The sequence below is a fragment of the Litoribrevibacter albus genome (assembly GCF_030159995.1).
GTDB lineage: Bacteria > Pseudomonadota > Gammaproteobacteria > Pseudomonadales > Litoribrevibacteraceae > Litoribrevibacter > Litoribrevibacter albus.
This window is the reverse complement of the sequence record NZ_BSNM01000003.1, coordinates 530891-556432: the sequence shown is the minus strand read 5'-3', so window position 1 is coordinate 556432 and position 25542 is coordinate 530891. Positions and strand designations below refer to the sequence as shown.

Genomic DNA, 25542 nt, shown 5'->3' with positions numbered 1-25542 from the left:
TTTTCGTTTTAAAAATAATTTAAAGGACAAGACCTGTCCGGCTACTGATTAAGATGTGAAATGAAGTTATAACTTCATCGCAATGTAAAAAAGGAGTACTTATGGCAGTCAAACCACCAGGAAAAAGCAATTGGATGTGCAAGAAGTGCCATCATATTCTAACAACTAAAGAAGCAGCGCTACATTATGCGCCATGGAAGAAGGAACCTCGATGCCCCAAATGCAATGGAGAGCTGACCTATATTGCTTATTGAAAGCACAAACAACCAATACTTTCTTCGTATACAAAGTCATTTTGTGATGAACTATTTTGCAATGAACTATAGTCAAAAAATAACAATTATTAGTTCGCTGTTAGGCCGTTCACAAAATGCGTGTATTACTGGTAGTCCTACTTTCACTCTTATTCTCTTTTGATGCCATCGCTCAACAACCGTCTTCTGAATCACTCTATTCGGGTGCCCTGTCCATCGGGATGGCCGAGTTCCCGCCCTATGAGTTTTCCACTTCCGATCATCAGATTCATGGATTTTCAGCGGAGTTAATCAATTTGACTCTGGCCCACATGAAGATCACCAGCTACCACCATAAATCTTACCCGTGGAAACGCGCATTGGAATCCACCTATGCCGGTAAAATCCACGCGATTCACAGCACATCAAAAAATACAGAACGTGAAGAGCGACTTTGGTTTCCCGATGAGCCTTTAGTGAAATCAGCCAAGGTATTCGTCGTAAAGAACGACAACAAACAGCCCTTAAACTAGCAATCGTTTGATGATTTAAAAGGCCACACCGTAGGGATGATACGTGGCTACAACTTCCCTGATGAGTTCTGGAATTTTCTGAAAAATAACGACATCAAATACTTCGAAGTCACCCATGAAACACAGTTATTTAACATGTTAAAGGCAGGACGCATTGATTTTCTGGCCGGGGAAATCATCGTGATACGAAATATGATTCAAGATCAGGAAGGTGATTTTACCATTCTGGAAGACTACCCCATTCAAGTAAAACCCATGTACTTGGCGTTCAGCAAAGCCTCCGTGGACAAAGGCTTTGTCGAGTCGTTCTCAAAGGCATTGAAGGAAGTGAAACAAACACCCGACTATGCGCCGTTATGCGAAAAATATCGGGTGCTGTGTACCCGGTAACGAGAGGAAAATCTAACGACTCATCACCAAGCATTGTTTTACTACAGCTATGCGATAGCCATCAGGAACTTGCGTTACCAAGATCTGATACATCATCCTCAGAAAGCCCCTCCTCCGCTCGATTTTTTCTCCTCAGTGTCCTGCGAGCCGATTCCCTACGAACTAATGCCATACGAATACCGAAGACAGTGATCAGAGTAAGAAACGCTAAAGTGATCACGATGATGACATCACGTTTAAAGCGACCAGTGAATGGGATTAAGTGATTCCACTTATGAAGCACGGAGAACGACCAACGCTCTGCCCTGTCAACAGATCGGGTCTGATCCACCAAGACATTGGTTGCCGGGTCGACAAAGAGCTGCATTTGGTCTTCATCATCAAAACTGACTTTCCAAACCGGCAAGCGCTTGTTGCGGAAGTCGTAATCCGGACCAAAGTGGCTGACTTTCTCCACCGAGGTTACCGAGTCCTCAGGTAAACCGGCAAACTGAACGGCCAGCGACACCGCACGTTCTTTATCCGATACTGCCACCTCAGATAAAGAAAACGCATCCACGTACACAGAGGTCTTTTCGGATGGATTCCCCTGGTATTTCTTCACCAATTGCTGATGGTGCGAGTGCGGGCCTTCCGCCTCATTGGAATGAGCCTGCGGATCAGCAGGTTCATTGTCTGGACGGTTAGCTACCGACAGGCGATAAACTAACTGCCCTTCCAGATTCATTAAGCTTGCGGACAGGATCGACTTTCCAGAGAGTTCATTAAGGGTCTTTGAGACATCTGAGTTCCCCACTTCAACCAATGACGCAGCCTCCGCAAAGCGACCAAAATCAAACACCGGATTTAGTTTAATGCCAGCCGGGGCATCCACATAAGCCGCTTGGATCAGGTGATAGCCACCGGAAATAGACCAAGCAAACAACGGCAGCCAAATCACATAAGCGATCCGTCGATGCCAACGACGTCCCGTCTGTTTGATCTTTCTTGTTTTGATAAGAATCACCAACCCCAGACCACTGACCGAGACACCAATAAGTAATAGCATGGCTAAAAACAGTACGGTCACCCGGACATTATCTTGCTCATCCAGAAAGTCAAAGGTGTGGAACGCGCGAAAGATTGTCTGCAACGCAAGCCGATTCTGATTCGCCAGCCCCGCTAACTGCAGGGATTCCGTGTGAATATAAGCCGTCAGCGGATCATCACCTACACCGTCTGCATCACTTTTCCCATCAAAACGAATTCTATAAACAGGCAGAAGTCGATTCACCCAAGGGTAGTCGCCATCAAACTCAGTTTGAAACGTCACTTGCTCGATCTCATCCTGAGGTCGTCCGGTGTAGTAACTGGCAAGCCATCTCGCCTGCGATTCATCATACCCTTCCAGTATTGCATCACGGACAACGGCGTCAGTGGTGAGTGCTGCTGGAAGAAGACCAAACGCCGTCGCATTTGGCGGAGCCATCAATGCCATCAGAGGTACATATTGACGGGGTTTCTGTTGATCATAGGTAAGTTGCAGCATCGGGCCATCCGCACTTGGTACGACCTTGGCGATAGAAACGCCTGCCAGATGTGCATCGTCCAGCACCGTGGTCATGGTTTTAAGCGCGGTAGGTGTGATGCCCTGATACAAATTGGAATCCGACACCACATCCAAGGTTAACGCAGGAGGTCGATAGTTCGCTTGTTTCGGCCCGAACCACGACATCATAGGGTGTGTTAATCCAGACAAAGTCCAGATCAACACACAGGCAGCCCCCCACCATAAAAGGGTGTTATGCCATTTAAGATGAGAACGTCTTAATGAAACTTTAAGGGATGAGTTATTAGCCACACGACTTTCCTAGAAATTTAGACGAACACCAACAACGCCGGTCATAGGGTTACCTGGGCGATAGACAGTGTCAGTTTTACCCACCTGAGTTGAGGTGTATGTTGAATATCGCTTATCAAAGAGATTCATTACCCGACCAAAAAGCACAGCATTCTCGGTAAGCTCATACTCACCACGAAGATTAAACAGGTTGTGACCGCTGTATTTTTCAGTGTTGGTTTCGTCTGTGTAGTAATTACCTAAATGCTCCCACTCCAGTTCAAAACTGGCTTGGGGTAAGAAAATTGGCAGGTAGTTTACATGGGCATTGGCCAGTGTGCGAGGCGCTTTGGCGACATCGAAGCCTTCAAAGTTACGAGTTTCTTGAACATAACAACGGCAACCACCGGAGTAGTACCCGTAAACGTATTGGAAGTCTTTGTATTCTTGCTTCGAATAGCTTGCTGCCACGCCATATTTGAATTCTTCGGTTAAATCACCGTTCAGAGAAATCTCTACGCCTTTATGCGTAGTTTCACCGGCGTTCGTTGTTTTACGATCGCTTCCATCAATGTAGGTAACGATGTCGTCTTCCACCGTCATGTGATAAACGGCGATTTCATAGCTGTGCTGAGGGGTGATATTGCCGCGAAACCCGATTTCGTAACTGTCTGATGTGACGGGCTGTAGCTCATCTGTGTTGATCGAAGACCCTGAACGGAACAACTGCCCTACTGACGGAGCACGGAACGCATGTCGATAATTTGCATACGCCATGTGATGTCGGCTGAACTGATAGACCGCCCCCAACTTAGGACTCAGCTCATCAAAATCCACCGATTGGGATTCCGGGCGAAGATGGCGTGCATCGACGGCCTGATCTTCCAGATTATCGTCGTAATCCACATCGAAGTAGTCATAACGCAAACCTGCGGTTAAGCGTACCTGATCGTGTACTTGAAATTCCGTGTGAACATAAGGTGAAACAGACAACTGATCGGCATCGTAGTCATAGTTCAACTGGCCGGTTTTTTGATAATCGGTGTAGATATCACCTTCTTTGGTTACGGTGATTTTGTCTTCTTTAAAAGACGAAGGCGAGTAATCAATATCCACCCCGGCAATGGCCGTTGCTTTACCCTGCCAGAAGTTTTGACGATATTTCGACATCAAACCAAAGGACTGAAATTTTGTCTCACGAATGTTGGGATCGTAGGTCACCATCCAGCTCGGCATCATTTCAGTGGTGTTGTTACGATAGAAAGGGATGACTGAAACCAAGGTGTCTTCGTTGATCTCAACGTTAAATTCATTCGAAAGACGGAAAGCGTTGACCTCACGATAGCCAATATCATCGTGGAAGCGGTTCTTCTTCGGGTTGTTCTTATAATCGTCCTCCTCTAACTCAGAGACACCACTCTGATCCACAAAGGTGTATGACATCACGGTTTTGCTGGTTAATTGATTGGTTAACTGGCTGTCCACGCGTACGGTCGATGAATAGCGCGAGTAATCAGATTCCTGACGATAACCAGAGTTATCCGTGGCATTGAAATCTATTCGAAATCCGGTGTCATCAGACACGGCATTCCCGCCTGACAACAAGGTGCGCTTCCAACCATAAGAGCCTAACTCAACCACGCCAGACGCTTCTGCTTCTTCCGGGCTGGCTTTGGTCATGGAATTGATGATGCCGCCAATCGCCTCACTGCCGTACAACGATGAACCTGGCCCCTTGGTTACTTCCAGTCGGTCACTTTGAGGGATATTCACCTCATACAAGCCGTTGTGATTAAAGAAACCGGTTGGCCTTGTTGGAATGCCATCTTCCAAGAACAGATACACGCCTTTGGTGGTGATCGGTTGGCGGATGGCCGTCATGTGCCCTTCCCCACCCAGGTTGTTGATGTGCACACCGGCGCTACGATTCAGTAGCTCGGCCGGATGCGAAGGTGAGACGCTTTGGTTATCAAACTCATCGAAACTGCTGACGGATTCCGCCACCTTCATTTTGTCCTGGGCTTCACGAGTACCAGTAACCACAAATTGGGAGGTATAAACTACCAATGGTTGTTCGGCTTGTGACGTTTGGTCTTTTTGGGAAGGAAGGTCTGTTTGTAAAGACGGCTCTGCAAATACGGAAGATGCCATTATGGCCGAGGCGATGCCCCAAGCGGTGGCTAAATTATTGTTCATCTCAAATCCTGGCTGCTTGTGCTAATAATTATGCGCGCAGTCTAAACAGCAGAATCGGGTTTGAAAATGCGACCAATTGTCGCAGCTTTTAGAACACCACCAGTAAAACCATCAAAAAAATAACCATAAATTATTCAATGACTTACAGGATAAAGCACAAAAAGAAAACCCCTCTTAACAAGCCTGGCGTCAAGAGGGGTAAATAGATAAATAAGCATCAAATGTAGGGCCAGTGTAAACCACTCTTGGCAGTTTGGGGATGTGACCAATTGTCGCACCTGAAGTAAACATTCGTTAGTTACGGCCAAAGACTCTTGGTCTATCAAATCGATAGAAACCAGATGCCTCTTCCATCGCAATGGTTTTAGCCTCTCGTTCAAACATTTCTTCTCTCAGCGCCTGAAGTTTGGATTCCAGCTCAGCACCTGTGTACTGGCTTTCCAGCGCTTTTCTGGCTGCTGAATATTTGTATCCGGTTTGCCAACGGGCTTCGTTTTTCTGATCCATTGAAGATAAACGTTCTATTTGCTCATCGGTAAAACCAAGTTGTTTACGAACCCGGTTGATTTCCTCCTGACGCTCTTCAGGTGACATTGTTTTCAGGTCATTCTGAACGCTGTCCAAGCCGAAGAATACGCCAGCCATCATGCTTTTATCCATCAGCCCCGACGCCAACGTGGATTGGTATTCTTCTTCGATGGTGGAAGTGAGAATGTACAAGCGCTCATCCATCGTTACCTGATCTGCTTGATTGAGAGACGCCAGAGTCTCCTGTACTTTCGCTTCTTTCTGCTGAGTGCGATTCAGCTCTTCGGCCCAGATTAACTCTGCATCCGTTCCAAATAGGTCAGTACGCTTTTGCCATACCGTCCCTTCTCGGGTTAACGGGTCCATCTCGTTGAGCGCAACTAACTGATCAAGGTGCCACTGGTAATACTCGTCCAGCTTCGCCACCAGGGCGAAAATTTTTCGAGCCTGTTCAGGGAACGCCGCAGTAATGATTTCACGAAACAAAGAGTCCCCCGCATCCGGAAAACGCTCTGCAACGTAATCACGAAAATCACGTAAGGTGGCTTGTAGTGCGACATCTGATATTGAACCACCATAGCGCTGTTTCAACTCATGAATCATTTGCTGCTTGAATGCATCGTACTCGCCCAGGTGTCCCGGTGTAGCTGATTCATTCGATGACCGGCTCGATGACAGGTTTGGTGACGTTTGCGATGACAAGCCCGAAGCCAACTCACTGACCTCTGTGGAGTTTGAAGATGACTCTTGTGACCCAACCTGACGCGAAAACTCGGTATCCATCCAACCCAATGACTGCAATTGATTGATAATCGGAATCATGGCTAAACAAACCAACACCACCAACGTGAGTATGCCTTTAACGATTAACTTTTTGCCCATAGCTAAGCCCCTTCTGTTATTTTTGTTCTATTCCCTGACCTGCCAGAAACACCAAAAAGTAAGCTCCTTTCGAAGCTTACTTTCAGTCCAAACACGTATGTCTAACTAAACACGTACGTCCAACTAAACACTATGCCCAACTAAACACGAGCCCAAATAAGTAACGTGTATTAAGTCACTGCATAGTCAGCGCAACTTAAAGCACGTTCTTACAGCACGTTACTCAGTCTTGGCCAAATCAGATCCGCAATTTTGCGTGACCCTGTGGTTGCCGGGTGAATGCCATCGCCAATGATGTCATCCGGTACGATTACAGGACGCGGATCTACGAACTGACAGTTTGCCGTTGTAAACGAACAGGCTTGCTCCAGACGAAGGTCACCATAATCAACCGCTTTGGCAAGGTTCGACTGCATACCCGTGGTGTAGTAGTAACCAAGATAAATGATGTCCTGAACGCCATCGGCATCCATACCATTCAACATATCAACGGCCTGAACATAGATGTCATCCACCAGGTTGCGACAAGAGTTTGAAATATCCCAACGCCACCAATGAGTTTTACACCCGTATGGGTCAAACAAGAACGCTGGGATCAAAATGTCATTACCGCCACCGTCCATCACGATGGTATCGATGTTAGGATTGGCCGCTTTGGCCGCCGCATACTGATCAACAACAGAAGCCGCTAATGAGCCACCTTGTAACTCAGCCCCGGATTGGGTGTAGTTACGGAAGGTCTGTCCGGCTTCTTCTTCGAGGAACAACTGGATTTCACCAGACAAGTCGAAGATAGAATCCCCCAAGGTGATCACATCATCACGATCTGCATCATGCACGTATGGATTACCTGCGGTACACCCCACCACTGTCGAAAGAAGGAATAAGCCACCCACCAATTTCAGAGTGTCTTTGGATTGAGTCATTAACATAGAAGCAAGCTGTTGGCTTGCCTGTTTCAGAGATTTAAAAGTCATGTGTCTTCCAACCTTTATTGTTTTTATGTTTGGAAAACTTACTCTAGCTTAGTGCTTACGGTTTCATCGACGCCTCAAGCGCCCAAAACACTCAGTCCGGTTCGCTTTTGATCAACTACTCAATATTAATGACTCAACACCTGACCAATGCTGAGTAAACAACGGCGATTACTGGCGCTGTCTGTTAACGCTTGATGGGTCCAGCGAATCTCAACCGAAGTCTGGGCGTTATCCTGCATTGAGGTTGAGTGTTGAAATTCACTGATCACACCGGACAAGACATCGTCTAACCGCTCTTTTAACCAACGACCGCCTTGTTCTGAAAGAAAAAGATCCGTGAACTGATGTGCCACCAGCTGGGTCGAGCTTAATCTCAACAAACGACGCACCGAAGAATTTGCTTCAACAATCTTGTACTCGTCATTCAAGGTAAGCACACAGTCATCAACCGACGACAGCAAAAGATCATGAACCTGAGTCAAACCATCTAATCTGTGAGCCGTGGTCGCCAATGCATGTGAACGCAGCGAAAGGTCGTATTCCAGCTGCCTTAGATCCTCAGCCTTGTGCCGTAAATCTTCTGCCATGCATAGCGCGGTGCGTTTTAGGACACTGGTTTCATCTTCAAAGAACCTTTGACTTGATGACTGACTGAGGGATTGGATTACATCCTGATAGCGTTTTTCTTCTACCAAAGGTAAAAGCTGTGTGCCAGGAGAAGCAGCCCTGAACGGACGCCACAAAAACAACAGCAAGCCAACTTCTCCCACAATCAAAGCAACCAAGGCAAGAGACACAATGGTGTTTTTATATTCCCGTAAACTGGTGATCTCATCGGTGATATCTTCAATCACCACCAGATTGCGGTTTTCCAAAGGCTCCGCACGAAATTCATAGACACGCCCATCGACATCAATGATGTGTGGGTGACGGTTCAACTCTTGCCAACTATAGCTTTCGGCCATCTGCTTGATCACGGGTTTTAACGACTGGGGGTTAGTGATCATTTCAAGATTTCGCCCCCACGAAGGAATGAACCGGGGTAAATCCGATTCATTACTTTCGGTACTTTTTTTCTCTCGACTCAATAATCCTGTATTGATCTCTGTGGTCTCTTGAAACCTCAACATCACATTGCTCAACGGCTGACTAATCAAGAGCACACCAATCACCTGCCCCTGATGCAAAATCGGACCCGCCGCATTCAGTAAACACACTGACTGACAATCCATTTGCCACTGTATTGCTTCAGACACTAATACAGACTGAGACAAGCCATTGTTGATCACGGCTCCGGTTTGACTCTGTACGGTGTTCTGCCGATCCAATAGCTGAATCCCTTCCACTCCCACATCTAATTGCAGGTTCCAATAAAGATCACCCACAATTTGCTCAAGTCGAGGGCCATCCTTTGCCAGTAAAGCTTGTCGAAATTCAGACTGTGACGAAGTAACACTGGCCAAACTGATCATGTCTTCCGCAGAGCTTTCAATTAAACGCGATAGCAGCTCCGCCGATTGGTTATGAGTCTGAGCGCGCTCTAACTTGAAATGTTCTGTGGTAACGGAAGAAAACAGGTAGAGAAAAGCAATAACGGAAGCGATCCCTACCAGACTCAGTAAACTGAAGGCTTTCCAACGAACACTCAAGAACGGCAGTTTAGTAGAGAACGGCAGCATAGCAGAAAACAGGCTGCCCGCTGATGAGGAATGATCCGAAGAAGCGAGCATTGCTGACGAATGCGAAGATGAAGAAAGCGTTTGTTTTACCATATGCCCCCCTTAGGAATCACCACTTATACGCCACTTGAGCCAACACAGCATTCCAGTACTCAGTGCGCTGGTCTGTGTTGTCTCGAATCAAGAGCGTTCCCGTACCTTCAATATAATGAGCTTCCGCTCTTAACAGCCAGTGATCGTCGGGCTTGAAGGTCACGCCCAGAGAAGTGTCGTAGGCATAACTGAGCGACGTTCGTTCGCCACGGCCTTTGGAGTTGTCATGACGAAGGTAGCTTTCCCAGTGTTCGTTGAAGCGCCACACGAACTGAGCGTAGTAGGTTTCCGCATACCCAGGATCTTCAAACCACGCGGTCGCCATGCCACCCGGTTTAACACCAATTACTTTATTTTTCAGACGCAAGTATTCGGTGGTAAAACTCCATTGGTACTGGTTATATTCAAAAGACGTGACGATGGATTCAGAATAGAGTTTTCCGTCCGACACCAGGATAGCTGGCGAGACATCAAAGCTGTACTGAGGACGATAATAGGTAATCGCAAACCGGGGTCCATCAAACTCTTTCCCAAAACCGACCTTAGCCAGAATGGCGTGATCCCCTTCCAGCTTACGAACGGGTTGCAGCGTTTCCCGAGCTTCATCTTCATCCGCCACCGGACGACTCACAAAGAACTGATAGGACAAGCGATAATCTGAAAAATCATGAAACGCATAAAGCTCCACACCATCGGCGGAATAAAAGGAGTTTCTCGTTTTATCAAAATAGATGGACTGCGGCATCGCCACACTGGTACGTGAGTGCGGCAGATCTCTGGTTTCGTTATAAAAACCGAAGGAAGAACGAATCCGGCCTAACCGTGCACCAAGGGTGGTATCCGCCTGTTGGTACAAAGGCAAGGTCAAAAAAGCATAGCCGACCCTAAAATCTTCATCGCTGGATTCACTGACTTTCCGCCCTAATAATTGCCCTGAAAAACGTATCTCGTTTGCAACCGACGCGTTGAATAGGAACCCCGCCTCCCAATTATCAAAGGACACAGTATCGTCAGAACTCGCCAGAAAATTGTTGTCGCTGGTATAAATCATGTTTTGACTGACGAAGGCGTCCCACTGAATATCCGACGCCCACTGAACAAACGGACTGGTTTGTGATTGAGCAAGCGATTCAACTTCATCACCGTAAACGGGGGTATTAATAACGCAAAGAAGCGCAAGCTCGGCACACGCTGCCAACCGAGCAAATCGGCCAAATCGGCCAAATCGAGCCACACTCGCAAACGGTGCCACCCTCACAAGCCGTGCGAACCCGACCCGCCAAGGCCACGTTAAACTAACGGATTTGCAGTATTTTCGTGTTCTTCTCATCACGATGAATCTCTGGATTATTATTGTTATCAGATTGAGGTCGTTCCACATAGCCAATAGCCCCTGGCGTGCTGGCTATTCGATGAAGCATGTCAGTCACAGTATTCACTCGCACAGGTGCTTGCCCGGTGCCGGTATAGACCATTCGATACCAGACCTTTTCCAGTTGAGCAGGAAAGATATTGAGTTGCTGTTTGCAGAATTCTTTATGAACGGCGTGATCATTGGGCAAGACAAATACTTTGACGGATTGGGAAGGATGCCCTGACGCGTCCCAGATACGCTTCTTCATCGTAAAAATAGAGCGGAGCTCATTCAGAGAGATAGCATTCACAGGCACAGACGCGTTAGCAATAATAACGATTTCAGAAGCCACTGCGATTTCAGAAACACGATCAGAGTTTGGTTCGTCGCCATAGGCCCAGCCAGAGAGCCACATCAAACAAAGCGCGAACACCAGAGAAAAGAAATTACGAATCACACTTAACCAACTATAACGAGCAATGCTTACAACCCTCGTTCCTTAATCAACTTCACACGCAAGCGTTTTATTCTGTTTATAGGTTGCTTGCTGGAGACTACTTTATCACGTTGCTCTTTTTTAAAGAGATCCAAAAGCGAACCATTTACCCAGAAAGGTTCGCATTTGGTATTTACCGTTACACATTTGAAAGTAACCCACGTAGGATACGATCTTGACAATAATAAAAATGCACGACCTTTGAGCTTTTCGATTTAACGATCACACAACGTTTATGAAAAGGCGTTTTTGAGAAGACGATGTTGGGTCTAAGTGCCGATGCCCTGATTATTATGCTTGATGAAATTTATTTGCGGTTATTTCTTGAAGTCATTCCGAGCGATCTCAAGCTCAATTGTATTGACGTTCAGCGATTAATCTCAGACTACAATCAGGGGAAACACTCTCACCGGCTCTACGGTGAACTAATCAAACAGGTCTACCAGAACAACCCCAATTCAACCATTGGCTTTGATTACGGTCAGTACCTGATGCCCTCAACCTTGTGTGATTTTTCTCGCACCTTAATGACCTGTGCCACACTGCAGGAGGTCTTTGATACCGTTGAGCGATATCACTATTTGTTAGGCACCAGTTACTACCCTTGTTTCAGATATCGAAATGGCCGGGTGTCCATCAGTTTTCTGTTTCCCTTTAAGCGGCGTCCTTCTATGCATCAAAGGCGTTTCTGTGTAGAAGCCATTCTCAGCTACATACTCAATGCCATTAAGGAAACCACCGGCGAATCTCCGGCTCCTTTGGCCGTGTATCTGGATTATTCGGCTCCGACCTATGAAGCGCTTTATCACAAAGAGTTGAATGTCATACCAACCTTTGATTCGCCACTGAATCTGATTGAGTTTGATGCCGACATTCTCAAGCTGCCTTTACGAAGCCATAAGCCGGTATTGCATCAGATGTATCTCAATAAATGCATTGACGCCTGGCGTGCCAGCGAACGATTACAGGAATTCGAATACCGTGTCATCAGCTACATGATGCTTCACCACCCCAGTGCCTATCTCTCTCAGAACCTGGCAAACAAACTGAATATTTCGGTTCGAGGGCTTCAAAAACGACTCAACAAACAAGGCGGCTCTTTCTCACATCTGGCCAATCTAAGCCGAGCCGAACTGGCAAAAATGTACTTATTTCAGGAACAACAAAGCATCGATTTCATTGCCGAACAATTGGGTTTTCAAACACTCTCCGGTTTTCGACGTTTCTTCAAAACCGAATTCAACCAGACACCGCTGGAATTTATTAGCCAGATGAGCCAACACTCTGAGTCTAAAGCGAGCTAATCCTCCTTCGCTTATAGTGAGTACCGCATAATTAATTGAGTCCTGCATAATTAATTGAGTCCCTCAACAAGTAACGGTAGGATGCTGCGATCAAAAATAATCATAATTAATACTCTTTAAATGGATTAAAGAGCCTAGGATGGAACAAACTTAATGGACTCCCTATCGTCTTTCTCTCACCCGAAAAGAAAGCCACGCTGGTTACTCGTAAAATGGTTACTTATCGGCGTGTTGATTCTGATCACCGTATTGTTGATCAATACCTACCGATTTACTGCGCCTGAAACCGTCACCCGTCATAAACCAACTGAGACAAACATCCATCCGCTAGCCACATACTCAGTCACAGATGAAGAAGCCGTTGCCATCACCGAGCGACTGTCCAAAGCCATTCAGTTCCCAACGGTTTCTGTTCGAAATCATCCGGAAGCCAACAAGGAAGCCTTTGCAGGGTTTACCCAATTTCTTGAACAAAGCTACCCTCAAGTTTTCCAATCCTTATCCCTTACTCGCATCAATGAGCATGGTCTGTTATTCCATTGGCAAGGCAGCAACCCGTCATTAAAACCTGTACTCTTTCTGTCGCACAGTGATGTGGTGCCCGTACCGGAATCACAACGTTCCCAATGGACTTACCCACCCTTTGCAGGCGTGATAGATCAGGGATTCATTCACGGACGTGGCGCATTGGATGACAAAGCGAGCTTGATGGGCTGGTTAGAAGCACTGAACACCGCATTAACCGCGAATCTACAGCCGGCACGTAGCATCTATTTTGCATTCGGTCAGGATGAAGAAGTGGGTGGTCAATACGGTGCGATCTCAATCGCTAAACATCTAGCAGACCAAGGCATTACCTTTGAATTCATTTTGGATGAAGGCAGCTACATTACAGAAGGCATGGTGCCAAACATCAAAGAACGAGTCGCCCTCATCGGCCCCGGTGAAAAAGGATACTTGAGCCTGAAACTCACGGCTAAAAGTGACGCAGGCCATTCCTCAAAACCACCCAAACTCACCACCGCCGGACGCATCGCCAAAGCTGTTGCCAACATTCAGGCAAATCCGTTTCCTGTGGATCTCACTTACACCGCTACATTTGTGAAAGGGCTTGGAGATGAAGCTCCATTTGTACAACGAATGGTGATGGCCAATCGCTGGCTATTTGAACCCATTGCGGATTATGTGATTCCTGCAATTCCGGAATTACAGGCCACCATGCGAACCACCATCGCCCCCACCATGTTGCAAGGCAGTGATGTCGATAACGTCTTGCCCGGTCTGTCCAGCGCCATCATTAACTTCCGAATTCTTCCCGGCGACTCAATACAAAAGGTCATAGACCGGACCCGTACTCTCATTGATGACCCTGAAGTCACCATTGAAATTTACGGTAACGCCAGTGAGCCTTCCAGAATTTCCAGCACAGAATCGTCTGGTTATCAGATCCTCGCGCAAAGTATTCGGGAAACACTGAACGATGACACCATTAAGATCGCCCCGATGATTATGATTGGTGCCACCGATGCACGTCACTACGAACACCTGACAGAGCAAAGCTATCGATTTATCGGACTGACCTTAACCAAAGAAACCGTAAACGGGTTTCATGGTGTGAACGAGAAAATCGGGGTTGAAAGCTACCTTGAAAGCATTCGGTTTTACCAGCGTCTGCTAAGTAAACTATGACGTTTAGGCAAGGACTCATACATCAGCAAAAGCGTTTGGGCTGAAGCGATATCACATCTGCGGTATCACACATAAACGGGAAGAACAAAGAAAATTTCTGAACTGTTGACGTGTCACAGTTAAACGGTGGTATTTTTAGGATTAAATGATAGATCTGTTAATGGCGCTTCCCCCCATTAACGTTTAGGATAAAAGATAAGCAATCTCATTTGGATATATTCATGGTAAACATTTCAGAAAGTGAGCGACTCATTCGGCGAATTTATCAAATTACCAATGAGTACAAGAAAGGCTTCGACTACCAGATCCAAGAGCTGCTTAAACTGGGCCTTGAACGTTTCAATCTCGACATTGCGATCCTATCCAACATTGAAGACGGTAATTACACCGTAATGCATTGTGTAACGCCGGAAGGTGTGGAACTCAATCCGGGGGATAATTTCGATCTGGGGATTACCTATTGCCAGATCACCTGCACGGCCAGAGAACCGGTCGCCATTGAGCATATGGGTGAAGACGACAAGTACTCCTCCCATCCTGCCTACGCAGCCTTCCAACTGGAGTCATACATTGGCGTTCCCATCCGGGTTAATGATCGTTTATACGGTACACTCAATTTCTCCAGCCCTACTCCGTATCCAAGACAATTTCGGGACGTTGATATCGACGCTTTGAAATTGATGGCATCCTGGATTGAAGTGGAATTACTTCGGCTTGAGCAAGAGAAAAAGCTCAAGAAGGCTAACCAATACAAAACGGATTTCCTGTCTAATATGAGCCATGAAATCCGCACACCAATGAACGGCATCGTCGGTGCGTTAAAGCTACTGGCGGATTCAGAACTGACCCAAAAGCAACATAAACTGGTCAGTCTGGCATTAAGCAGTTCCTCGACACTTGGGGACATTCTCAACGACATTCTCGACATTTCGAAAATCGAAGCGGGTAAGATCGAGTTATCTGAAACACCGTTTGAGCTGGATGAATTAATCGATGAAGTTGTTAATACCCAAGCACTCAAACTGACTGACAGCCCGATCAAGCTGGAATATCACTTCGAAAGTATCAGTCACTATCACTTACTGGGTGACAGTCTTCGGTTAAAGCAGATCTTAAACAACCTGGTGGGGAATGCGCTTAAGTTTACCAAGGAAGGCCAGGTAACGGTCAATATCACTGAAACCAGTCACGATATTGTAAATAACCGAAGCACGGGTTGTTTCAGGTTTGAGGTGACAGACACCGGCATTGGCCTCTCGAAAGAACAAGCCGCCAAGCTTTTTCAACGTTTTCATCAGGCCGACAAATCCACCACCCGTCAATACGGAGGCACAGGATTGGGGTTGTCGATCTCCAAGTCTCTGGTTGAATTAATGGGCGGCCATATTGGTGTGAACAGCACCTTGGGCAAAGGCTCCACGTTTTTGTTCACACTGCCCTTTACGCACTTAAAAGCGAAAGAAAATACGCTTACCAACAACGCTAACGACAACTCAACATTAAGTGGTCATGTGCTATTGGTGGAAGATAATTTAATTAATCAGCAAATTGCTCAAGGCTTCCTGGAAAATCTTGGCATCAGTTATGACGTTGCTGAAAATGGCAAAATAGCTCTTGAGAAGATTGAGGCCAATGATTACAACCTCATTCTCATGGATTGCCTGATGCCAGTGATGGACGGTTATCAGGCAACCGAGATCATTCGTACCCTGAACTCACCGAAGAACAAGCTACCTGTTCTTGCATTAACGGCCAATGCCCTGTCCTCTGACATTGAGAAGTGTCGTAGTGCCGGCATGGACGATCACATAGGGAAGCCGATTAATCCAAAAGATCTGGAGCAAAAACTGAAAAAATGGCTCTAGGGAGGCACTCAACAACGCCTTCCCCAGATATGAAAAAGCCCAACCAAGTGGTTGTCTTAATTAACTGTTTTCGTTGTTGTCTTAACTATTCAGGTACTCAGGAACGAACACAACAAACCCTTCTGTAATCTGATGCCTGAGTTCAGACAACGCCTTGCTTTCCTCTGATTCATAGAAAGCCCTTGCCTGTTCACTGCTATCAAACTTATAAACCACCATATGTGTGTATGGCGAGCCTTCGAGGCGAGTTACTGAAGACCCTACAACCAATTCGCCACCATATTTTTCTACAATAGGTAAGGACAAGGGTCCCAGCTCGTTGATTCGTTCATAATCGAGAATATTGTAGTGATAAATTATGTAGCCACTCATACAAACCTCCTTGTTTTATTTGACGGTAGTTTCAGCTAGCGCGTTTTAGCTTTTCTTCGAAACTACGTTTAGAGCATCCATATCTTAGATTGACAGCGTGTTTAGAAGAGTGATTTTTCCCAAAACAACGCCTTGCCCATCTTGGGGTCTAGCTCATACCCTTCAAAGCCCACTTTTCGATAAGCTTTCTGTGCCACGATATTACCTTCAAGAACCTCCAAGGTAATTTTGCAACAACCTTTATCTCTGGCGATCACTTCGATTTTATCCAACAACTGCTGGCTGACGCCGCTTCCCCGGTAATCGCTCTCGACGTAAATATCATGAATATTGATCAGTGGCAGACACTTAAAAGTTGAAAATCCTTCAAAACAGTTTGCCAGGCCCACAGGGCGATCACCGTCATATGCAAGAAGAGAAAACGCATAGGGCCGTTTGCCGAGTTCATCTATCAGATGAGTCGACGTTGATTCCTTTAACGACGAACCGCCCCCCATTGGATGACAAGCGTATTGGTTAAGTAAAAAGACAAGATCTTGCGCGTGCTGGGCGTTTTGATAATCCGCCAAGAGAATCTGAATCATGTACAACCTGTTTCAAACAATGACCGTAAAAAGACTCTCAGAAATACCGCATGTTTTGGTAAGGGTCAAACACTTAAGGAACCACTCCGACATTTAGTAGCAGCCATAAAAAAGAGAGTCACTTGGACTCTCTTCCGATCAACACCCTAACGCCTAACCGCAAGTTTGAACAACGAACCCTGGCGATACTGGCTACACCAACTCAGGTTCAACAGCCTGGCGATAGGTTTTAAGGGTTCGAACCTCACTGGACGTATCCGACACCAGAGAAACAGGATTATCCATCGAGGTGAATGACAGCAAGTCATCGTCTCGTTGACCCTGATAATGCCTGAGCAGCTCATATAGATTGCCTGACAAGTCAGAGAGCCGATTCATTGCACTGGACGCCAAACCAGCTCCCTCACTGGTTTCTTCGGCCACTTTACGAATCTGCCAGACGTTTCTGCTGACTTCTTCCGCGACACAACTTTGCTCTTCAGCGGCGGAGGCGATCTGGTGATTCATGTCCTTCATGTTTGAAACCGCTTCGGCAATTTGGTTCAAAGATGACAGAGCTTCCTTCGCCTTCGAAACACTTTCCTCTGCCTGGGCTCGACTCGCCTGCATGATCGACACCGACGCTCGTGCACCACTGCATAAGGAATCAATCATAGTAGAAATTTCCTGTGTAGATTCATGCGTCCGGGTTGCCAGGGTACGAACTTCAACCGCCACCACAGCAAACCCTCGCCCTTGCTCCCCAGCCCTTGCAGCTTCAATGGCCGCATTCAGCGCAAGCAGATTGGTTTGCTCGGCAATGCCCCGGATTACATCCACTACCGTGCTGATATGCTCTGTTGATTTTTCAAGCTGATTAATGGTCTCAGTGGCACGGAAAACTTCATCCGCCAACACGTTAATGGTTTGCATGGTTTCATTGACGACTTTTAAACCATCTTTGGTTTGCTGATCAGTCTGTTGAGTGATCTCAGCCGCTTCACTGGCATTTCGCGCAACTTCGCTGACGGTTGCAGTCATCTCATCCATTGCAGTTGCTACCGAGTCGGTTCTTGCCCGTTGATCAGCTACCCCAGAGAGGGTTTGTTGCGACACTGTGGCCAGCTCTTCGGAAGTGAAACTCAGTTGTTCACCGGCACTGGTCACCTGTTGAATGAAACTCCGTAAGGCATCCTGCATGGATTCTAAGGAGTGCAATAACCGACCGACTTCATCATTGTTATTGTTGGTGTAATCAATTTTGTTATCTAACTTCCCTTCTGCTATGCGCTCAGCGGTATTCATCGCCAACTGAATGGGTACAATCACCAAACGGTGGATCGCCGTGCCCAATGCAAACACCAACAAAGCAGAGATCACTACCGCTCCGATGACAATCATGCTCACTTTTTGCCAAATCAACCCTGATATATCACTGCTGGGATAAGCGGCAATGATTTGATAATTCCAGGCTGGGAAATCCACTCGGGTGACCTCCCAACCGGATTCCGAACCATCCACCACTCTGCTCGCTAATAAGTCATCTTGTGAAGAATGAAAGCGCAGCCGCTGCATGTCATCGACCAGCCCTACAAACCCGCTATCGAGAATCCTACTGTTGGTCACCGCCGCTTGCAGTTCTTTCAGGTCAGCCTTGTAACCAACGTACCAAATACCCACTACTTGGCCGCTGACGTCGAAAATGGGTTCATATCCTGTGACATAAGGTGTGCCTAGAATGTCCACTTGCCCATAGTAAGGTTGTTTCTTGTTAATTAACTTGATGACCTTTCCATCAGGTGCCAACAAGGTGCCAATGGCCCGCTTACCCTGTTTCATAACATTGGTTGAGACTCGAACAAAATTGCTACCGTCCCGAACGAACAAGGTGGCGGTTCCCCCCATCAGTTGCGTCACGCCGTCCACCAAATTAAACCGATTGGCTTGCGATGCCCCACCTAACACCAAATCCCTGGTCTCTCGTCCGTTAACCAACACCGAGTTACCGATCACAGCGTCCCCCAGTGCTTGTCCTCGCTGTTTGAGCAACGCCATCGAAGACGCCACTCGATCCTTCATGATCGAATCCGTGATGGTCATTAGTTTGAGAGAAGCCGAGATTTTGGTCTCAATTTCAGCTTGTGTCTGATTGAAAATACTTCGAGTCTCCACCCAGGAAACCACCACAGAAACTGCAATCAACATCACCGCCAAAACAGCCAGCAGGGTAAACCGTATTTTGGTTTGCAATGAGTTAAAGGCCATAGCAACGTCCTTGTCGAGAGTCTCCAGTTCAAAGACACCTTAAAACCCGCTGATCATGGCTTTCGATAGATCAGATCTATCAGTAAGTGACCACGACTCACTGGCCAGTACTATTTATAAACAGTACAAACAGACAACAACTATGGCCATTGATCATCGGGCTTGTTCTTGATTTGGTGATTCAACCCAGCCCCTCAATAGAGCGACTGTCCCAATGGGTTGCAGATCCAATATCAATCACAAATTAAGGTGATAAAAATGAAATATAGCGGTAAACAGCAAAGGCAAATTGGAGAAAGAGACTCAATAGAAATCGTTGTAAAACACAACAACAGAGAATGAGAATTAATAACTTTAAGAATTTCATCTGGTTAGCATCTACCTCAGAATTTTTATACAGAAGTAAGAGTAAGCATCTGATGTCCTGTGTTTAGAATGTACTAGCCAAACTCAGGACATTAGATTACTAACCAAATGGACAATTCTTTGTTAGGCAGAGCAACGACTATGAATGTGTTGCGCTGATTGGGCGTTTAAAAGAACCAACTAAACCGCACCTGACCATAATCGTCGTTTCTGATGGCATACAGCGCGTCGTCAGACGCTACATCAGAGAAGGTGCGCATTCTTAGTTCCAGACTGAAGTTTTCACCGATTCTTCTCTCAGCTTCAAGATTGAAGCCAAAGGACTGATTCTCCAGATCCCAACTCGCCCCGACTAACACACTGGTGTCTTGCGTATCATTCAGAGTTAAACGAGTTCCGACGAACACATCATTTTGATACGGAGCCACAGTAATATCCTGATCACGGTCATCAGAGAGATATTCAAGCAACAGTCCAAGATCTGCATCTGACGCCTGGATTTGATAATAGGTGTACTCAAAACCACCCACCATTGCCCAGAAATTGTCCGCATCGGTCTGCCGGGTAATGGCTTCCAGCTTCCATAACCAGGCATCTATAGTGTATTGCAGCTCTAAACCCTGCTGAGACATTTGATCATATACCGGGATGAGGTACTGACCTTCATCCGATAACTCGAAGCGCGCTTCACGGTTTGTGCCCTCAAACCAGTAAACACCTATGTCCAGATCCCCAAAATAATGGCTGTAACGTAGCGCCAGATCCACATGGTTCTGCTCATCTCCGGACTGATAGCGAGCCTCATCCGCCTTTACGGGTAGCGGCCCTCGAAACCGGCCGCTATCACCCGCATAAGTAGCTTCCCTGAAATAGGGTAAAACAAAGAGGCCGATCCTCCCCCACTCCCTTTGAGTATTCAGGTTCAGCATGGGTTGACCGAGCTTATCTTCCTGATCAATGTCTTCGACACCATCGGTTTGATTGATCACGTCCACCAAATGACGGGATTCAGTCACGCCCCAGAAGACCTTATTGATGCCCAGAGTCATCCCCCACTCATCCCACTCGTAAGCCCAATACAATTCCCGAACATCGCCATGACTGCGTTCGCTGTCCTGCTCATCAGCGCGAACAAAGCCGACAAAACTGACCTTAGAACGACGATCGTCACTCTCCCACCTCAGTTCGGGTTGAAAAGAAGCCGACGGTTCCTGACCGTCGCCCTGCCCTTGATACAAGGCGTCTTGCCAGAAATAGCGGGATTCCAGCGAGACACTGCCTGACGCATCCCACTCGCCAGCGTTTGAAAAAACACTGATCATTAACCCCACCAAAGCAAATAAAACTGAGAGATAGCCATAGCGCTTTCGCTTGTGCTTCTCTCTATTCAAACGCACTCTATTTAGACACGCTCCACTCAAACACACGTGATTCATTAATTTCTGTCTCATATTTTCTTCAAAACCTGCTGTTACCAGCAGGTTTGTCTGTCTTTTTGCATAAGTTATCTTCCGCTGTTTACCTCAAACGAGAGAGACGCCCTTTTACGAAGTCTGTTTCCTTCAACCCCACATTGAACTTATATTCGCCGTACACCAAATCCGTACTTTTGTTGGTTTGATGATTCACCATACGAACGGTATGAGCGCGCCAATAACCGTTGTAATTTAAATACCCCTCTAGCGTCAGAGTCTTTAACAATGCGTCTCTGCGGTTGTAAAAATCGATTTTACGAACTTGAAAATACTGCTGGTCAATCCAGACAATCTGTTTGGTGTAACCAGAGTTTTCATATCGTGGGTAACGCACGACCACATCACACTTCAACTCACCACAGGCTTCTTCCCGCAAATACTCATAGTCGTATTTATTGAGCTCAACCGACGTAAAGTCTTCAAACGCAAACTCAGATCCCACAAAGGGGCCGGACTTATTGCGCGACGAAATGCGTTTCACGCGTTTCAATGACGGCAGGAACAACCATTGATTATCAGGGTCGAGAATTTTTGCATGAGATAACAGTGCCGTACCTTCGATGTCTCTCGGTGTTTCAAAAAGAATCAGACTTTTATCGCCTTCATTTTCATCCGGCACTTCCAGTGTGGTAATCACCAGCGCACGTCGACTTTCTTCGCCTGCCGCGTTACGAAGTATCATGCTCAGAGTCACTTCATTGTCTTTAAAGCCGCGATCCGAACGATCGGATCGGGCAGCAATTTCAAACCCCTTACGTTGTGCCTCGGTTGATCCTCGAACCGGAGTTTCTCCATCTACAGGACTGTCACTAGATACAGCAGTAGAAAGTACAGCAGCAGAAAGAGCCGCAGACCATAAAATAGCGAGTGCCACCAAAGGCGTAAGCGCCCAAAAGATAGGATTAATGAGTTTACGCATAGTCAATTTCTCCAGATTCGTTAAGTTCTTTCTCACCATCAAGTACATACAGCAGTGCCGGTAGGAAGAGAAAATCGAGGATCAAGGCAAAGCCAATAGCAAGCGCGGTAAGCAGCCCCATATCAGCATTCACTTTGAAAGCGGAGGTGGTTAACACCAGGAAGCCAACAATCAAAATGGCGGTATTCACCAGAATCGCAACACCCACACTTCGGAAGGCATAACGGATCGAATCCGCTGCCGATAGTTGTCGTTCATTTCTGGCCCGCACGTATTTGGATAAGAAGTGGACGGTATCATCGACAATGATGCCCAAAGAAATCGAAGCAACCGTGGCAACGCTGAAGCCGACTTCGCCAACCAGAATTGCCCAGGCACCAAAGGTGGCCAAAATGGGTAAACCATTCGGAACCAGACTTAATAAGCCCAGGCGAAGATCTCGTAGCGCAATCATCATGATCAGTGAAATCACAACAATGGCCGCGATGGTGCCACCGATCATGTTGTTCACATTGCGTTCGGTAATGTAGGTAAACATCACTTGTGCACTGGTAGGCTTCACTTCGCTCATGTAGTCAGGCAGGTTTTGAGCGATCCATTGATCCGTCTTGTCCAAAAAGGCTTTGGTTTCGGCTGTCGTGGCATTAAGTAAGGTTGCGGTCACTCGGGTAGCCGACTTATCAATATTGATACGATCATTCAGATCCAACCCGTATGGCAATGACAACTCATACAACAGCAGGTATTGAGCAGACAATTCGCGATCGTCTGGTGTTCGGTAAAAACTCGAATCATCCCCATGCAGATTCTTGTTCAGACGTTTCATGATGTCGGAAATGGAATACACATGTGCGACTTCCGGCTGCGCTCTAAGAAACTCAGTAAACGCTTCCAGTTTGGTCAGGAACTCCGGTTCGCTAACACCTCCCGGCCCTTTGGCTGGCACTGAGAACTCCACCGGATACAAGCCGAAATGCTCCATGGCACGATCCGAATCATTCCGGAATTCAATACGTTCATCAAAATACTCAACCCACTGATCGTTGAACTCAATACTGGGAATAAAAGCAATTAATACCGCTGTACCCGTACCTATGATCAATAACAGAGACTTTGCATGCTTAATCACAAACGATGAGAGCGTGTCCATGTAGTGATTACCGTCCATGTAGTGATTACTTTCGGAAGAATCATTACTAATCCCCCTCTTACGTCTGCTCTTCACCGTGTAAGGCAGAATCGACATTAATGCAGGTAATAAGGTGATAGATAACAACCAGGCTGCGGTGATCCCCAGTGCAGTGATGTTGCCGAGATGCCAGAACGGGGGGGAATCTGAAAAGTTAAGCGCCAGGAAGCCAACAACGGTAGTTAATGAGGTAATGGTCACAGGCAGAAAATTGAGGCGAACCGCTTCAACAATGCCCTCTGACTTTGTCATACCTTCTTTCATGGCCACGCGTAAGGACATCAGAATGTGAATGGAATCCGCAATGGCCAGCGTTAAAATCACCACAGGCGCAGACCCCGAAATCGGCGTTAACTTCACACCCAGAAGTCCGGCAGTGCCCATTCCCACCATCGCAGACAGCATAATTACCACGACGGTTGTAAAGGTGGCGGTGACAGAACGCAGAATAAGCAGCGTCACTACCATGATCACCAGAAACATCATCGGGATGAGATTCGCCGCATCGTTCATACCAGCTTCCATGAAGGCATTGTTCAACATCGAAACGCCAGTTAACGATACCGTCAGCCCGGGATAATCCGCTTCCAGCTGGGCTTTTAAATCGCGGGCGAACGCAACGGCATCAGGCACTTCGGTGAGGGACTTTTCCGGATACTGCAAAGTGACATTCACTGCCGTCACCTGACCATTTGCATTCACCAGTTGGTTGAGTAACAAAGGTTCCTGTCGTGCAATTTCAGACTTTTCGAGAAGATCTTGTTCTGTCAGTTGCTCTCGATCATAGATCAGGTCTTCAACGACCAAGTCGTCTTCTATTGCATAGGTATGCTGAAAGTTAGAAACAGAATCAACCCGGCTAGAAAACGGAATTTGCCAAGCTTGTTCGGTTAAGTAGGCCACCGCTTTTAACATTTGAGGCGAAAACACAACACCGTCAGCAGGTTCGAGTACAAACAAAAAATTATCGTTCTTGGAATACGTTGCCTGAAGCGACTCAAACGCATTGAGTTCGGGGTTATCCTGAGAAAAGAACACCCGATAGTTGTTCGCAAACTCCAGGAAACGACCGCCAGAACCAATCATCACCGCCGACATGACTGCCAGCAGCACCACTAAATATCGAAACCGTATTGCCATTTCGGTCAACCGAACGGCAAAGCGATCTATGTTTTTGAAGTACCTGTCCACCACTATTCTCCTGAGTAATTGCCCTTGGTGAGTAATAACAATCATCATTTTCAGACCCACTACTTTACCGATCGGTAAAAAAGTAGATGTAAAAAAAAACAAACGTATCCATTCAATCAGCCAGTATTTGACCAATCGGTAATAAATTAATTCAAAAAAACGCGCTCTAAACAAAAGCGCTCAATAAGAGCCTCATGCCCAGACACGCACGCAATGGAAAGCGCGTTCACATAGAATCAGGATGCATCCCGTATCAGGTGAATGACGTTTTCAACCACCCGAATACTAGAGAAGGTCTTTATTGAAACCCAACACAGACAATTGATTTTTTACCACCTGCTGCGCTTGTTCCAACGTAATCATTCCTTTCAAAGTAACGCCCAAACCAGCCATAACCGACATCAACATCATGGCCGTCATTTCCATTGGTTGAACCAGATGAGCACCCTCTTCTTCAACGGCTCGCTGACTTAATTCCATAATCAAGGCAACGATTTTCTGATCCGTTGCTTGCAGTAAAGCCCGAACGTCCGCATCTCTTTCAGCAAACTCGACCATGGCATTCACGGCCATACAGCCAAGTGACCCCGCAGACCCTTCTGCGGCAATTGCCAACATACAGTTCAATGCACGTTGAAGGCCCTCTGTCGCGGTATCGGCTCTACGGCTTTCCGCTGACATGCTCTCGAAAGTACGACGTGTGTATATCTCCAGAGCCGTTTTAAATAGCGTATGTTTATCGCCAAACGACTGATAAAGACTGCCTTTATGAAGACCCGTTGCCGCCACTAAGTCAGACATCGACGTAGCTTCGTACCCTTTCTCACGAAAGAGCAGCAAGGCTTTTTCAAGCACAACATCCGGATCAACTTTTCTAGGTCTACCCATTGCCATATTTAAATCCTATGACTTTATTACCGATCGGTCAACAACATAATTTTCACTGCCCGACAAAAGGACACCAGGCATATAATCAGGGGGACTTCCCTTGCTATGCACAGGATTACTATGTAAAGAACGCTTATGTAAAGAACGCCTATGTAAAAAACGCCTAAGCTAAGAGTTACTGTGCAAAGAACTCCTATGCAAAAGCCCCTCAGAAAGGAGCCATCTGTAAGGTACTTTCTATTAGAGGATGTCTATTAGATGAATATCTAAAAGATG

At 46.6% G+C, this 25542-nt stretch carries 19 protein-coding genes; 5 read left to right on the top strand and 14 right to left on the bottom strand.

The window, feature by feature from the left end; translation table 11 throughout:
• Positions 1–370 precede the first annotated feature (370 nt).
• Together QQL66_RS21220 and QQL66_RS21215 are read left to right on the top strand one after the other, a co-directional pair.
• Positions 371–766 carry a substrate-binding periplasmic protein gene (locus tag QQL66_RS21220; RefSeq protein ID WP_431356882.1) on the top strand — a complete coding sequence of 132 codons (396 nt, stop codon included), beginning with the start codon at positions 371–373 and terminating at the stop codon, positions 764–766.
• A 36-nt stretch (positions 767–802) separates the two neighbouring features.
• Entirely contained in the window at positions 803–1156 is a 354-nt protein-coding gene (locus tag QQL66_RS21215) for a substrate-binding periplasmic protein (protein ID WP_431356881.1), read from the top strand.
• Between the two features lie 61 nt (positions 1157–1217).
• On the opposite strand, the gene QQL66_RS04210 is transcribed toward QQL66_RS21215, so the two are convergent.
• The 7 genes from QQL66_RS04210 to QQL66_RS04180 form a co-directional block, all read right to left on the bottom strand.
• A complete protein-coding gene (locus QQL66_RS04210; RefSeq protein WP_284379132.1) occupies positions 1218–2996 on the bottom strand; it encodes a hypothetical protein in 1779 nt (592 codons plus the stop codon).
• A gap of 9 nt (positions 2997–3005) precedes the next feature.
• Positions 3006–5171, bottom strand: a complete 2166-nt coding sequence (locus QQL66_RS04205) for a TonB-dependent receptor (protein WP_284379130.1) — start codon at positions 5169–5171, stop codon at positions 3006–3008.
• A 294-nt stretch (positions 5172–5465) separates the two neighbouring features.
• The gene (locus QQL66_RS04200; RefSeq protein ID WP_284379127.1) at positions 5466–6581 is read right to left on the bottom strand and encodes a hypothetical protein; all 1116 of its coding nucleotides are present in this window, start codon (positions 6579–6581) and stop codon (positions 5466–5468) included.
• A 209-nt stretch (positions 6582–6790) separates the two neighbouring features.
• Positions 6791–7558: an SGNH/GDSL hydrolase family protein gene (locus QQL66_RS04195; protein WP_284379125.1), complete on the bottom strand. Its 768-nt coding sequence runs from the start codon at positions 7556–7558 to the stop codon at positions 6791–6793.
• A 125-nt stretch (positions 7559–7683) separates the two neighbouring features.
• The gene (locus QQL66_RS04190) at positions 7684–9330 is read right to left on the bottom strand and encodes a cache domain-containing protein (RefSeq protein ID WP_284379123.1); all 1647 of its coding nucleotides are present in this window, start codon (positions 9328–9330) and stop codon (positions 7684–7686) included.
• A 16-nt stretch (positions 9331–9346) separates the two neighbouring features.
• Entirely contained in the window at positions 9347–10582 is a 1236-nt protein-coding gene (locus QQL66_RS04185) for a hypothetical protein (RefSeq protein ID WP_284379122.1), read from the bottom strand.
• Positions 10583–10625: 43 nt separating this feature from the next.
• Positions 10626–11141 (bottom strand): substrate-binding domain-containing protein, encoded by a 516-nt coding sequence (locus QQL66_RS04180; protein ID WP_284379120.1) that lies wholly within the window; start codon positions 11139–11141, stop codon positions 10626–10628.
• Between the two features lie 299 nt (positions 11142–11440).
• On the opposite strand from QQL66_RS04180, the gene QQL66_RS04175 reads away from it, so the two are divergent.
• From QQL66_RS04175 to QQL66_RS04165, 3 genes are all read left to right on the top strand, one after another.
• Positions 11441–12484: an AraC family transcriptional regulator gene (locus tag QQL66_RS04175; protein ID WP_284379118.1), complete on the top strand. Its 1044-nt coding sequence runs from the start codon at positions 11441–11443 to the stop codon at positions 12482–12484.
• A 153-nt stretch (positions 12485–12637) separates the two neighbouring features.
• Positions 12638–14173 (top strand): M20 family peptidase, encoded by a 1536-nt coding sequence (locus QQL66_RS04170; RefSeq protein WP_284379116.1) that lies wholly within the window; start codon positions 12638–12640, stop codon positions 14171–14173.
• 221 nt (positions 14174–14394) lie between these two features.
• Entirely contained in the window at positions 14395–16038 is a 1644-nt protein-coding gene (locus QQL66_RS04165) for a GAF domain-containing hybrid sensor histidine kinase/response regulator (protein ID WP_284379114.1), read from the top strand.
• A gap of 81 nt (positions 16039–16119) precedes the next feature.
• On the opposite strand, the gene QQL66_RS04160 is transcribed toward QQL66_RS04165, so the two are convergent.
• From QQL66_RS04160 to QQL66_RS04130, 7 genes are all read right to left on the bottom strand, one after another.
• Positions 16120–16410, bottom strand: coding sequence for a DUF1330 domain-containing protein (locus QQL66_RS04160; RefSeq protein WP_284379111.1), 291 nt, complete (start codon positions 16408–16410; stop codon positions 16120–16122).
• Positions 16411–16511: 101 nt separating this feature from the next.
• Positions 16512–16994: a GNAT family N-acetyltransferase gene (locus QQL66_RS04155; RefSeq protein WP_284379108.1), complete on the bottom strand. Its 483-nt coding sequence runs from the start codon at positions 16992–16994 to the stop codon at positions 16512–16514.
• Between the two features lie 192 nt (positions 16995–17186).
• The gene (locus QQL66_RS04150; protein ID WP_284379105.1) at positions 17187–19238 is read right to left on the bottom strand and encodes a methyl-accepting chemotaxis protein; all 2052 of its coding nucleotides are present in this window, start codon (positions 19236–19238) and stop codon (positions 17187–17189) included.
• Between the two features lie 533 nt (positions 19239–19771).
• Positions 19772–20926, bottom strand: coding sequence for a hypothetical protein (locus QQL66_RS04145; protein WP_284379100.1), 1155 nt, complete (start codon positions 20924–20926; stop codon positions 19772–19774).
• 196 nt (positions 20927–21122) lie between these two features.
• Positions 21123–21998 carry an outer membrane lipoprotein-sorting protein gene (locus tag QQL66_RS04140; protein ID WP_284379098.1) on the bottom strand — a complete coding sequence of 292 codons (876 nt, stop codon included), beginning with the start codon at positions 21996–21998 and terminating at the stop codon, positions 21123–21125.
• On the bottom strand, positions 21991–24378 hold the full coding sequence (locus tag QQL66_RS04135; protein ID WP_284379096.1) for an efflux RND transporter permease subunit: 2388 nt from the start codon (positions 24376–24378) through the stop codon (positions 21991–21993). The genes QQL66_RS04140 and QQL66_RS04135 overlap by 8 nt, the downstream gene beginning before the upstream one ends.
• Positions 24379–24663: 285 nt before the next feature.
• Positions 24664–25272, bottom strand: coding sequence for a TetR/AcrR family transcriptional regulator (locus QQL66_RS04130; RefSeq protein ID WP_284379095.1), 609 nt, complete (start codon positions 25270–25272; stop codon positions 24664–24666).
• Between the last annotated feature and the right edge of the window lie 270 nt (positions 25273–25542).